This window comes from Paenibacillus sp. S28 (assembly GCF_016624415.1).
Lineage (GTDB): Bacteria > Bacillota > Bacilli > Paenibacillales > Paenibacillaceae > Paenibacillus_AQ > Paenibacillus_AQ favisporus.
Map to the genome: position 1 here is coordinate 24,091 of NZ_JACVTM010000009.1, position 12,953 is coordinate 37,043.

The 12,953-nt window shown below is 54.5% G+C and carries 12 protein-coding genes and 1 riboswitch; of the genes, 3 read left to right on the forward strand and 9 right to left on the reverse strand.

The annotated features are described in order from the left end of the window. The first annotated feature begins 47 nt into the window (after positions 1-47). Positions 48-950: a LysR family transcriptional regulator gene (locus IAE55_RS20925; RefSeq protein WP_145948657.1), complete on the forward strand. Its 903-nt coding sequence runs from the start codon at positions 48-50 to the stop codon at positions 948-950. Between the two features lie 51 nt (positions 951-1,001). Next, positions 1,002-1,811 (forward strand): histidinol-phosphatase, encoded by an 810-nt coding sequence (locus IAE55_RS20930; protein WP_145948658.1) that lies wholly within the window; start codon positions 1,002-1,004, stop codon positions 1,809-1,811. A gap of 151 nt (positions 1,812-1,962) precedes the next feature. Here the strand turns inward: IAE55_RS20930 and IAE55_RS20935 are convergent, their stop codons facing one another. The 6 genes from IAE55_RS20935 to IAE55_RS20960 all read right to left on the reverse strand — a co-directional run bounded on the left by IAE55_RS20935 (position 1,963) and on the right by IAE55_RS20960 (position 7,769). Further along, complete coding sequence (locus IAE55_RS20935; protein ID WP_200633814.1) at positions 1,963-2,592, reverse strand: GNAT family N-acetyltransferase; 630 nt, start codon at positions 2,590-2,592, stop codon at positions 1,963-1,965. A 60-nt stretch (positions 2,593-2,652) separates the two neighbouring features. After that, positions 2,653-3,567 (reverse strand): metallophosphoesterase, encoded by a 915-nt coding sequence (locus IAE55_RS20940; RefSeq protein ID WP_200633815.1) that lies wholly within the window; start codon positions 3,565-3,567, stop codon positions 2,653-2,655. 183 nt (positions 3,568-3,750) lie between these two features. Continuing rightward, positions 3,751-4,389, reverse strand: coding sequence for an ion channel (locus IAE55_RS20945; RefSeq protein WP_105446083.1), 639 nt, complete (start codon positions 4,387-4,389; stop codon positions 3,751-3,753). Between the two features lie 169 nt (positions 4,390-4,558). Next, positions 4,559-5,323 carry a succinate dehydrogenase iron-sulfur subunit gene (sdhB, locus tag IAE55_RS20950; RefSeq protein ID WP_145141832.1) on the reverse strand — a complete coding sequence of 255 codons (765 nt, stop codon included), beginning with the start codon at positions 5,321-5,323 and terminating at the stop codon, positions 4,559-4,561. Positions 5,324-5,339: 16 nt separating this feature from the next. After that, a complete protein-coding gene (sdhA, locus tag IAE55_RS20955) occupies positions 5,340-7,085 on the reverse strand; it encodes a succinate dehydrogenase flavoprotein subunit (RefSeq protein WP_145163241.1) in 1,746 nt (581 codons plus the stop codon). A 15-nt stretch (positions 7,086-7,100) separates the two neighbouring features. Beyond that, entirely contained in the window at positions 7,101-7,769 is a 669-nt protein-coding gene (locus IAE55_RS20960; RefSeq protein WP_105446082.1) for a succinate dehydrogenase cytochrome b558 subunit, read from the reverse strand. Between the two features lie 496 nt (positions 7,770-8,265). Between IAE55_RS20960 and IAE55_RS20965 the strand changes: the two genes are divergently transcribed. Beyond that, a complete protein-coding gene (locus IAE55_RS20965; protein ID WP_089548454.1) occupies positions 8,266-9,168 on the forward strand; it encodes a LysR family transcriptional regulator in 903 nt (300 codons plus the stop codon). A gap of 72 nt (positions 9,169-9,240) precedes the next feature. Here the strand turns inward: IAE55_RS20965 and IAE55_RS20970 are convergent, their stop codons facing one another. From IAE55_RS20970 to IAE55_RS20980, 3 genes are all read right to left on the reverse strand, one after another. Beyond that, positions 9,241-10,503, reverse strand: a complete 1,263-nt coding sequence (locus IAE55_RS20970; protein WP_145163243.1) for a cation:proton antiporter — start codon at positions 10,501-10,503, stop codon at positions 9,241-9,243. An 18-nt stretch (positions 10,504-10,521) separates the two neighbouring features. Further along, entirely contained in the window at positions 10,522-11,193 is a 672-nt protein-coding gene (locus IAE55_RS20975; RefSeq protein WP_145163245.1) for a potassium channel family protein, read from the reverse strand. A gap of 88 nt (positions 11,194-11,281) precedes the next feature. Next, positions 11,282-12,622, reverse strand: coding sequence for a TrkH family potassium uptake protein (locus IAE55_RS20980; protein WP_438822545.1), 1,341 nt, complete (start codon positions 12,620-12,622; stop codon positions 11,282-11,284). Between the two features lie 66 nt (positions 12,623-12,688). After that, a riboswitch (cyclic di-AMP (ydaO/yuaA leader) is annotated at positions 12,689-12,835 on the reverse strand. Positions 12,836-12,953 lie beyond the last annotated feature (118 nt).

Sequence of the window (12,953 nt, forward strand, 5' to 3'; positions counted from 1 at the left end):
GAACTGATCTGCTTGACGGCAGCCATTAACGCCGAAGGAGGAAATGCATGAACATTAGCCAATTGGAGACCCTGATTACCATCTCGAAAACCATGAGCTTCCGCAAAGCCGGAGAGCTGCTCAACTTAACCCAGCCGGCTGTGTCTGCCCAGATCAAAAGTCTGGAGGACGAGTTCAAGACGGTGCTTGTGGACCGGAATCAGCCCGTCACGCTGACCGACCGCGGAGAAGTGTTTCTCAGCCATGCCGAACGGATTCTAGCGATTGTGGAAGAGCTGAAGGAGCGCCTGTACGACCTGGATCAAACACCCCAGGGACACATCGTGCTCGGAACCACCACTTCGATAGCCATACAAATTTTACCCAGAGTCCTTTCTTACTTCCAGAACCAGTTTCCACTCATCAAAACCTCCATCATGTCCATGGCTTCTTCCCAGATTTACACCAGCGTGGAGAACGGACAGATCGATGTGGGCCTGGGTTATCTGATCGAACGCAACCCCAATTTGATGACGTCGGTTCTGTACTATGACACGTTCGAGCTGATCGTCTCCCCGCGCCATCCGCTTGCCCGAAAGTCGGGCGTCACGATCGATGTCCTCCGGGAAACGCCCCTCATCCTGCTGTCTCCCGATACGGTGGGCAGACGGTTTGCCGATGATATTTTAAAAAAGCACGGAATCGAGCCCAATGTCGTCATGGAATTGTCCAGCAGTGAAGAAATCAAGCGGATGGTCGAAATCGACCTCGGCGCGGCGATCATGTCCAAACAGTCGGTCGCGAGCGAGCTCCGCCTCGGCACACTGAAGATCATACCGCTGACCGAACTGGAAGTGAGCCATCCCGTCGGCGTCATTTACAAGTCCGGCAAATACCTGAACTCGGCCATGCAGCAATTTTTGAGCGACCTGAAAGGCATGCCGGAAACGAACTTCATCAGCTCGGAGTAAACCCGCCGCAGACCTTTGATTCCAACGATTATTGACGAGGAGGAGTACGATATGAAATTCGATCTGCATACCCATCACTTCCGCTGCGGACACGCTGACGGCAATATCCGGGATTACGTGGAAGCGGCGCTGGAGGCTGGACTTCAAGTCATCGGCATTTCGGACCACACCCCTTATTTTGGCGAGAAAGAGGACCGGGCGTTCCCACGCATCGCCATGGGCAAATCGGAGCTTCAGCATTATGTGCGGGAAGTGCTTGATTTGAAAAAGGAATACGAGGGGCGCATCGACGTGCTGCTCGGCATCGAATCCGACTTTTTTCCGGAGCATGCCGAAACATACAGAAAGGTTCTTGCCGATGTTCCGTTTGACTACATCATCGGCTCGGTACATAGCGTGGGCGGCGTCAGCATCTTTAACAAAAACCGCTGGAAGGGGCTGTCCGAACAGGAGCGCATCCGCGTAAAGGAGGAGTATTACCGGCTGATCCAGAGCTCCGCCCGAAGCGGCATGTTCCAAATCCTTGGGCATATTGACGCGATGAAAGGCAACTTCCCTGCCTTCTCCGACATCCCCGCCGATGAGATCATTGACGAAACGCTGCAGACCATTGCCGAGTGTGGAATCGCGATCGAAATCAATACATCGGGCAAAACGAAACTCAGCGGCGGCTGGTACCCGGCGGACGCCATCCTTGAGCGGGCGCTCCACTTCGGCGTAGACGTCACTTTCGGCTCGGACGCTCATGTTCCTGGAAGGGTTGGAGACGAGAGGGACGAAGTAGCCCGGCGCCTGAAGGATATCGGATTCAGGGAATGGGTGTATTACAAGGGCAAAGACAAAAAGGCGGTTCCCCTCTGAGGGAGCCTCTTTTTTTGGGCAAAAAAAATGAACCCGCACGATCCGGGTCCCAGAACATCATTTATATTTTCAAAAAGGGGGTCATGTGAATAAGTTTACCCTGTCTCTGTTAGAGTCCCATAACAGCAATATTTCATTTATGTTACAAATCTTACCTGATTTCATATGATTGCAGATTTGGCGCATTCTCCTGGTTTACCTGAAGCTGCAGCCCCTTCCGGTATTCATCATAGGTACGGTCGGTATGAGCATACACCATCATCTCGACCGGTGCAGCGAAAAACATGCGTCTATGCTGAAAGGTACGGCTGAGCTGCATCCCGTTTTTTTGCATAACCCTGGCCGACGCCGTGTTGACCGCATGGCATCTGCCTTCGATGTGCAGCAGTTTCAGCTCGGTGAAGGCATAGTTCAGCATCAAGCCGAGCGCTTCGGTGGCGATTCCCCTGCCCCAGTACGCTTTGGCGAGCATATAGCCGATCATGGCATCGCGCTTCTCCTCACGCCAATGCTGCATCGACACCACGCCGGCCAGCTCGCGCTCGCCATGAAGCCAAATGCCCATGTGCAGCGAGTCCCTGCGGCCGGTGCTCAGCAGCTCTGAGGCGATGCGCCGCGAGCGGGCAAAGCTGAAGAAGGAGCTCTGGGTCACGTATTTGATCACCTGGGGGTCTGCCAGGATATCCAGCAGCCTCGGCGCGTCCTGCGGTTCGATCGGTTTCATCATCAGACGGCTGCCCGTAAGCAAGGGCGTCGGCGTTCGTGTGTCCTCATTCAGCACGCTCTTCTCCCCTTCCTTCGCTTGATTCCCTTGGTTTGATTCGAATCGTTACCAGCTTGTCTAACGAGCGCCAGACTGCAGGGTGAAGACGGTTAGCTCCGGCTTGCATAACAAGCGGACGGGAAGGTGGGTCTCCCCGATCCCCCGGTTGACATACAGCGGCATTCGGCGTTCTCCCACTTCGTACATGCCCATGACGTACCGTTTGGATCCCGGAGGCGTCATCAGCGCACCGAGCAGAGGCAGACGCACCTGTCCGCCATGGCTGTGTCCGGACAGCTGCAGATCGAAAGGAAACAGGGCGGCGTTACCTGCGTAATCCGGCTCATGCATCAAGAGTAAAGTGAACATGTCGTCCGGTATGCCGGATCTTCCCTTCTGCGGATCGGGAAATCCATGCAGCCAGTCATCCAAGCCGACCACCGCGATGGACTGTCCGCCGCGGTTCAGAAGCTGGCTACTGTTCTGCAGGACCCGAAAGCCGGCCACCTGCAGCTTGTGGCTTACATCCTTGCCGCTCCCTCCCCAAAAATCGTGGTTGCCCAGCACCGCAAATTTGCCTAATGGGGCATCAACCGAAGCGAGCAGCGGAATATATTCGTTCATCGCCTCCGCAGTCGAATCAATGATATCGCCGGTAAAGCAGATCAGCTCGGGAGCTTCCCTGCGAATGGCCGCGATCAGATGCTCGATGTGCTTCTTTCGGGTGTGAAACCCGAGGTGGGCATCGCTGAAATGGACGACTTTCAAGTTGTGAAAAGCCGCCGGCAGCCGCGGACATACCAGGGTCTGGTACACGGTGTCCAGCTGCTGCGGCTCCCATAACGAGGCGTAGGCGCCTGTCAGCAATCCCGCTCCGGCCGCTAGGGTGACGCCGCGCTTCAAAAATTGCCTGCGAGTGAGCCGGCTGCCGGGCAGCTCCGGCTGGGCTGCATCCTGCCGATTTCCCGTTCCCGGATGCGGCGTATTTTTCATGCAGGCGGCCTCCTGTATTGGAATAGAATAGGACTTTCCCCTATTATATCCTTCAGGCCGCCGCTCTTCCAGCAGTGCGGATCACTCCGCCGGAGGCGGTGCGCTGGCCCGGGACAAACGCTGCTGTTCAAAGGATACAATGAACGGTTATGCGCGAAGTCCGGGGATGGTGCGGGGGATAGTTTACACTTCCTCCTGACCTGCGCCATCCGGGCCTTCTTTGAAAATTTTACGGAACACGCTGAGCAACGACATTGCGTAGGCAACCGTAATAAAACTGAAGGCGATCTCCATCACGACGGCACCTCTGGAGGTGTTATCGACAGGCGTGATATCCCCGTAACCGACGGTCGCAAAGGTTGCGACGCTAAAATACAAGAAAGAAATCAGCTGGCTCAGCAAATCGTTGCCGATATTTTTGCCGTCGAAGCTGTTATGGCCAAAGAGCTTGTAAATCGACGTGTAGATAACGGTAAAAAAGAGGATGCACGTTAACGTGGCCATGCTGATGCGCGTAATGACGGTTTTGAGCTGCACTTCCTTTTTCAGGGCCGACTCGGCAATCCGGTTGAAAATATACAGCACGTAGAAGATGACCGAGCTCAGGCAGAAGATCAGAATCAAGGCCCGCATCCCGCCTGTTCCCGGGACAACCCGGGAAAGATCGATCCAGCCGATCAGGTCTTCCAGGGAGACCAGAACATAAATGAGAATTGGCCCAAGCAGGATCGCCTTGCTCGTCCATTTTTTCTCCAACCCGTAAAACACCGCAATCAGGACAATCAAACCGGAAATATTGAGCACCCACATCCACCAAGACATGAGCCATCCTCCTCCATTCTCCCTGCACGTCTTCTGCCTGTAAAGTTTTAGAAGTCTTTATGGTTAGATTACCCCCGCCACAAGGGTTGGACGCATCCCGAGGTATACCAAAAATCCCCTTGCCGGCGAAAAGCTGTCCGCTGACAAGGGGATGATGGTTAACGATGATTTATACACCCAGCCACTGCTTGAACATGTGCTTGGTGGTTTGCTTGTTCATTTCCGCGATCGACGTGGTCAACGGAATGCCTTTCGGACAGGAGCGCACGCAGTTCTGCGAGTTGCCGCAGCCTTCGATACCGCCGTCCTGCATCAGCGCTTCCAGGCGCTCTTCCTTGTTCATCTCACCCGTTGGGTGGGAGTTGAACAGGCGAACCTGGGAAATCGCCGCCGGACCGATAAAGTCGGTTTTGTCGTTTACGTTCGGGCAGGACTCCAGGCAGACGCCGCAGGTCATGCACTTGGACAGCTCATAAGCCCACTGACGCTTCTTCTCCGGCATCCGTGGTCCAGGGCCGAGATCGTACGTGCCGTCGATCGGAATCCAGGCTTTCACCCGCTTGAGCGCGGTGAACATCCGGCTGCGGTCGATGACAAGGTCGCGTACGACCGGGAACGTCTTCATCGGTTGAATCCGGATCGGCTGTTCCAGCTTATCGATCAGCGCCGCACACGCTTGGCGCGGCTTGCCGTTGATCACCATCGAGCACGCGCCGCACACCTCTTCCAGACAGTTGGATTCCCAACATACCGGGGCGATCTTTTCGCCTTTGGCGTTGACCGGGTTGCGCTGAATTTCCATCAGCGCGCTGATCACGTTCATCCCCGGGCGGTACGGAAGCTCGAACTCCTCGGTATAGGCAGCAGCGTCCGGGCCGTCCTGACGGGTTATCATAAACTTCACTTTTTTGGAAGATGCAGTTGCTTCCGCCATGTCAAATCCCCCTTCTTTACTTGTCTTTGGAGTAGTCGCGGATCCGTGGAGGGATCAGCGATACATCCACTGCTTCATAAGAAATTTGCGGGCCATCCGGTGTCCACGTCGCTTTGGTCGTCTTGAGGAACTCCTCGTCGTTGCGTTCCGGGAAATCCGGCTTGTAGTGAGCCCCGCGGCTCTCGTTGCGGAGCAGCGCCCCGAGCGTCATCGCCTCGGCCAGCTCCAGCATGTTCCACAGCTGGCGGGTAAACGAAGCGCCCGGATTGTTCCAGCGCGACGTGTCGTTGACGTTGATGTTTTTGTAGCGCTGCTTCAGTTCCTTGATTTTGGCGATCGTTTCTTCCAGCTTTTTATTGTAACGGACCACGGTCATATTGGCGGTCATGATATCGCCGAGCTCCTTATGCAGCCCGTACGCATTTTCCGTGCCGTTCATTTTCAGGATGCCTTCGTATTTGTCCGTCTGCTGCTTCTTATAGCGTTCGTATACGCTTGAAGATACATCAGCTGAGGATTTTTTCATTCCCTTAATGTATTCCACGGCTTTCGGTCCGGCCACCATGCCGCCGAAGATCGCCGATACGAGCGAGTTGGCTCCAAGACGGTTGGCCCCATGGTATTGGTAATCGCATTCGCCGGCTGCGAACAGGCCTGGAATGTTGGTCATTTGGTTGTAATCGACCCACATGCCGCCCATGGAATAGTGAACCGCCGGGAAGATCTTCATCGGAAGCTTGCGCGGATCGTCGCCGACGAATTTTTCATAGATTTCGATAATGCCGCCAAGCTTGACGTCCAGCTCTTTCGGATCTTTATGGGACAGGTCGAGGTACACCATGTTCTCCCCGTTGACGCCGAGCCCCTGATTGACGCACACGTCGAAAATTTCGCGGGTCGCAATGTCACGCGGCACCAGGTTGCCGTAGGCCGGATACTTCTCTTCTAGGAAGTACCAAGGCTTGCCGTCTTTGTACGTCCAGATCCGTCCGCCTTCACCGCGGGCCGATTCGGACATCAGGCGCAGCTTGTCGTCGCCCGGAATCGCTGTCGGGTGAATCTGGATGAATTCGCCATTCGCGTAATGAACGCCCTGCTGGTACACGGCGCTGGCCGCGGTGCCGGTATTGATGACCGAGTTGGTCGTTTTGCCGAAAATGATCCCCGGTCCGCCGCTGGCGAGAATAACCGCGTCAGCCTGGAATGTATGAATCTCCATCGTGCGCAAATCCTGCGCGCAGATGCCGCGACAGATGCCTTCGTCGTCGATGACCGCCTGCAGGAATTCCCAGTGCTCATGCTTCGTGACGAGGCCTTCCGTTTCGTGGCGGCGCACCTGCTCGTCGAGCGCGTACAGCAGCTGCTGTCCGGTCGTTGCACCGGCAAACGCCGTACGGTGATGTTTCGTTCCCCCGAAACGGCGGAAATCGAGCAGTCCTTCCGGCGTACGGTTGAACATAACGCCCATCCGGTCCATCAAGTGGATGATGCCAGGCGCCGCCTCGCACATCGCTTTGACCGGCGGCTGGTTGGCCAGGAAGTCCCCGCCGTACACGGTATCGTCGAAGTGAACCCATGGCGAGTCGCCCTCACCCTTCGTATTGACGGCACCGTTGATGCCGCCCTGCGCGCACACGGAGTGCGATCTTTTGACCGGAACCAAAGAAAACAAGTGAACATGGACGCCTGCTTCCGCTGCCTTGATGGTGGCCATCAGACCTGCCAGACCGCCGCCCACGATAATAATATTAGATGTTGCCATGCCTGCTCACTCTCCTTAACTTAAAACTGACTTCACGGTATCAATCCATACCGAAGCTTCCTGGAACTCCGCTCTGCGGAAGGCGACCAGGGACAAAATAAACAGCAGTGCTACCAAGACGAACAGCGTCATGCACACATACGAGGATACCCGCTGTGCGCGCGGCCCGACCGTGATTCCCCATGCGACCAGGAACGACCAGAGTCCGTTCGCAAAGTGGAAGGACGCGGATACGACGCCGATCAGATAGAGGATGAAAAATACCGGCTGTGTCACGATATCATGCATAAGGGAGCCTAGCCCTTCGTGGGTCACGTTGCCGAGAGTGATCTGGAACCGGGTTTCGAATACGTGCCAGATGATGTATACGAACGTAATGACACCGGTAATCCGCTGCAGCAAATAACGCCAGTTGCGCTCATAATTGAAGTGTCCGTTATTCGGTTTCGCCTGATACGCGATATACAGCCCATACACGCCGTGGTAGATCAGCGGGAGATAAATCAGCACCCACTCCAGCACGAAAATGAGCGGAAGGTCGTTCAGCAATTTGACGCCAGCGTTAAACCGCTCAGGACCTCCTTCAAATGCGCCAAAATTCGTCAGGGCATGCTCGATGAAAAACAAGGCGAGCGGAATGACCCCAAGAAGCGAATGAAGCTTTCTGGCATAGTAACCTTTCATAAATTGACGTGCCCCTTTCTTCATAGTACAACGTTTTCATAATTCATTATTCGACATCATTCTGCCACCCTTTTTCTAACCTGTGAACAACTTGTGGCACTTTTCATGTTACTCTTTTTTTTCTTATAATGGAATTGCAATATAATTATTAAACGTTATAATGTAAATGCATAACAAAATCAATTGTCGATGTAACTTCACAGAAGACAGACCGCGTTTAGTGGTAGTTTTTCTTGCGATATAATGATGTTTAGTCTCTGAAGCTTATTCGTTCTTATATCTAAACAAAATCACTTATCGAAGTAAATTCTAAGAAGACAGACCGCACTTAGCGGTAGATTTTCTTGCGATATAATGGTGTTCAGTCCCTGTAGCTTATTCGTTCTTATATCTAAAGCAAATCAATTGTCGATGTAACTTCACAGAAGACAGATCGCACCTATAACCATCTTACCCCAAGCAGCCGCAATCCAAAAGTTCCTTGGAGATGAATGATATGTTTGAAGATCTTGATGTATTCGCCACGGTGGTGGAGCAGTCGAGCCTGAACAAGGCCTCGAAGCTGCTGAATTTGTCCCAGCCCGCCCTCTCGCGTAAAATTACCAAGCTGGAGGACGAGCTCGGCGTGCAGCTGTTCAACCGCCGCGGCAAGCGCCTTGAGCTGACGGCCTTCGGCCAGTCGGCCTATACCTTTGCCCTGGAGCAGCGGCAGCAGCAGCAGAAGTTCATGCAGATGATCGCCAAGTACAAAGGGGACGATCAAATTTCGGTGACGCTCGGAGCCAGCCTGACCACGCTTCAGACGACGCTGCCGCCTTTGGTGAACGCGTTTATGGAGAAGCACCCTTCCGCTGAGCTGAAGCTGGTCACCGGGAAAACGCACGAAATCGTGTCGGCCGTCCGCGACAAGAAGCTGGACGCAGGCATCGTCGCCTCTTCAATCGAAGAGCCCGGCCTGCGCTGCACACCGCTGTTCGACGACCACCTGGAGCTGGTGCTTCCCCGCAATCACAGGTTGTGCGGTCAGGATAACGTGAGCATGGACATGCTTCACGGCCTACCGATGATTATTTTCTCAACCGGAACGTGGTACCGGAAATTGACCGACGAATTGTTCCACCGGGCCGGCGTCGTGCCAGACATCCGGATGGAAATGGATTCATTTGAAGCGATCGTCCGGCTTCTGCCCGCCTGCAGGGCGGCGGCACTGCTGCCCAAGTCGTATTTGCGCAGTCAGCTGCTGGACGACAACGACCTGGCGATTCTTCATATTCCCGATCTGCAGGAAACACGGCGCACCACCTCGCTTGTCTACTCCGAAAACGGGGGACTGAGCGCCGGGGCACGCCGCTGGATTGAAGAAACGAAAAAGATTTTCGGCCGCACCCGGGATGAATGACGCGGTGCCGGCAAATGACGAGCCGTCTAGATGGGATTCCCCCGTTCCTGACGGCTCGTATCATGTTACAGGCTATTTCTTCCCCATGGACCTGGAAGCCGCCGGCTCTGTCTTGACCTCAAGGCCCAGCTTGCGGGCGACAAGACCCGTGGTGCTGGCCTGCAGCAGAATCGTCAGCATGATCGCCATGAACGTCACGGCCGAGATGACATCAGCGTGGGCTACGCCCATGCCGGCGATCATGCCCGAAAGGGCGGCGGGAATGACCCCGGTCTCCCGGACCCACATCATGAACAGCAGCTCGCGCCAGGACCATTTGACCTTTCGGTCGGGCAGGGCGCAGAGCAGAATCGTGATGGGCCGGGCGATGACCATCAGCACCAGGACCGCCGCCAGGCTTGGCCAGAAGTAATCGCCAAGCACCCGGAAGTTGACCTGGCTGCCGAGCAGGATGAAAATCAGCATCCGCATCATGACGCTTGTATTGTCCGCAAACGATGCGGTCTCCTCCAGCTTATCGTCCATTGACAGCCCGAACGTATCCGCGTTCCCCCAGATCAGCCCGGCCACAAAGGTCGCCATAAATCCGCTGACATGAATCAGGTCCCCTATTAAATAAGAAGAAAGTGCGACGACGATCATCGTGATCGTCGTGTAATCCTTCAGGACGCCAAGCCGGAAATGGGCAACGAGGTACGTAAGAATCATAGATACGACGGCGCCGACGAGAATGCCGCCGACGGCGGTTTTTACGAAATCCCAGGCCATCGTCCCGATATGTAAGGAACCGCTGCCCGTCACCGCGGCCAGCAGGGCAAAGGTCAGAATCGAGCCGGTCGCGTCGTTGAAGGCAGACTCGCTCTCCACCGTCTCCCGGACCCTTTCCTTGATCTTTACCTGCTTGAACACAGGAATGATCGAAGCGGGGTCGGTCGAGGCGATGACGGCGGCGGCCAGGAAGGCTACGAGCCAGTCCAGGCCGAACAGGTAATGCACGACCGTTCCGACGATCAAGGTCGTGACGATGACGCCGGGAACGCTCAGCATGGAGAGCGTGATCCATACCTTCCGCAGCCCACTCAGCTTCAGGTTACGGCCGCCGTCAAACAGAATGAGTGCCGAGCCGACGGAGAGGATCAGCTGGTTGATAAGCGAGCTGCTTGCCTCGTTGATCAGATGCAGCCCCTGCCCAAGCAGCATGCCTGCCACGATAAACACAGCAACGTCCGGAAGCCTGAGCCAGGAGGCCAGTCTTCCGGACATCATGCCGACGGCAATGATAAACAGCAGCAGTATTAAAATGTGATGAATAATTTCGGTCGTCGGAGTTTCCATGGATTTCTCACTTCCAGATTACGATTTGACGTTCACCGCTTCGCTCTCGAAGCGGTCGATATTGCTGTTGGAGCCGATGATGACCATGATGTCGCCCGTATGCAGCTGGTCCATCGCCGTCGGCGCAACGATGACTCCCTCGGTACGGTGGAGCGCAACAATGCTGCATCCGTACCGTGCTCTCGTATTGACTTCGCTGAGCGTCTTTCCGTTCAGGCATTGCGGTACGGTCATCTCCACGATGCTGTAATCTTTGGACAGCTCGATGTAGTCCAGCAAATTGGGGGTCACGAGCTGGTGTGCCACCCGGATGCCCATGTCCCGCTCCGGGTAGATCACCCGGTCCACGCCCAGCTTGGACAACGCTTTGCCGTGCAGTATGGAAATCGCCTTGGCTACCACGGTCTGAACGCCCAGTTCCTTCAGCAGGATCGCAGCCAAGATACTCATCTGGATATCGTCCCCAATCGCCACGATCCCGCAGTCAAAGTTACGGATCCCGAGCGATTTAAGAACCTCCTCATCGGTTGCATCCGCCACCACGGCGTGGGTCAGATGCTCGCTCATATCATCTACCACTTCTTCATTGATGTCCACCCCAAGCACCTCATACCCCAAATCCATAAGCTCCATGGCCAGGCTTGAGCCGAACCGCCCCAAACCGATGACGACAAACTGCTGTGTTTTCATTTCTCCCCAGTAGCTCCTTATCCCTTAATGTTGATTTTATATATGATGACTTTGACAAGATGGAAACGTTGATTCATCCAAGCCATGGTTACCCGATAATGATTTTGCCTTCGGGATGGCGGTACAGCTCCTTGCCCTTCTTCGGACCGAGCGCATAAGCGAAGGTCAGGGGTCCAAGGCGCCCGGCAAACATCGTCAGACAGATCAGGATTTTCCCGATCAAGGACAAATGCGGCGTCAGCCCGAGCGATAAACCTACCGTGCCAAAAGCCGACGTCGTCTCGTACAGGATCATCAAGAAGCTGCTGTCTTCCGTCGTGGACAGAACCATCGACACGCCGACGACCAGGAACAGGGCCAGGAACGTAATGGTCAACGCTTTGAAAATCCGTTCCTGGGGCAAACGGTAACGGTACAGCACAATATCGTCGCGGCCGCGGATCATCGCGATCACCGCACCGACGAGGATGGTGAACGTCGTGGTCTTAATCCCGCCCCCCGTGGAGCCCGGCGACGCACCGATAAACATCAGAATGATCGTAAAAAATTGCGATGCCTGACGCATATCTGCCAAGTTCAGCGTATTCGCCCCGGCCGTTCGCGGCGTAACCGACTGGAACAGCGAGGCGAGAATTTTGCCGCCCCAGTTCAGCGAACCGAGCGTCTTGGGATTCGTGAATTCAAAGATAAAGATGACGACCGCTCCGATCACGATCAGGGCGCCGGTCATGGACAGCACCACTTTCGTGTGGAGCGACAGCTTCCGGTGTACCTGGTAATCCACCAGATCGGACATGACGATAAAGCCGATGCCGCCCGATACAATGAGAAACATCACGACAAAATTGACGAGCGGATCGTATACAAATCCCGTCAGGCTGTTAAAATGGCCGAACAGGTCGAATCCCGCATTATTGAACATGGACACGCCATGAAATATTCCATAAAAGATCGCTTTTCCAAGAGGCATATCGAACGACCACCGGATGGCGAGCAGTAACGCTCCGCAGCCTTCGATCGATAACGAAAAAAATATCACTTTCCGAATCAGGCGGACGATGCCCTCCATCGTATTCTGGTTCATCGCTTCCTGCAGCAGGAGCCGGTCCCGAAGTGAAATCCGGCGCTTGAAAGCCAAGGCGACCAGGGTGGCCATCGTCATAAAGCCGAGTCCCCCGACTTGAATCAGCAGCATGATGACCACTTGGCCGAACGTGCTGAAGTATAGCCCCGTATCTTTGACAACCAAACCGGTCACGCAGGTCGCCGAGGTTGCCGTAAACAAGGCATCAATAAAACTTAGCGGTTTTCCTGTCGTGTTCGAAATCGGTAAGGTGAGCAGTATGGCTCCGATCAAAATAATGGCCGCAAAACCCAGAGTTAATATTTGTGGAGGGGCCAGCCGGAACCACTTCCATTTACCAATCAATACATTCACCTCTTTAAAAAAGTCAAAAGAAAAAAGCATCGGAAATCCAATGCCTTTCGGTTTGGCTCCTGCATGCACGACGCCTACGAGGTTAGCTGACGGATTCGGGCATGCACAGGTTGCCCTATTCGTGGACGACTAAACCATCCAACGAAATTCACCCCAAAAAAATGGTTCCCCCGTTTTCAATGAGAAATTCGGCGTTCTTATTCATTTGCATCAAAATTATAATCTTTATTGTAGGACATCACAAAGGCCTTTTTCTGATAAATTGGATGGAAAACAGCCTGATTCGCAATGCAGGTGGACACGGCCTGCGGTTATCTTCTCT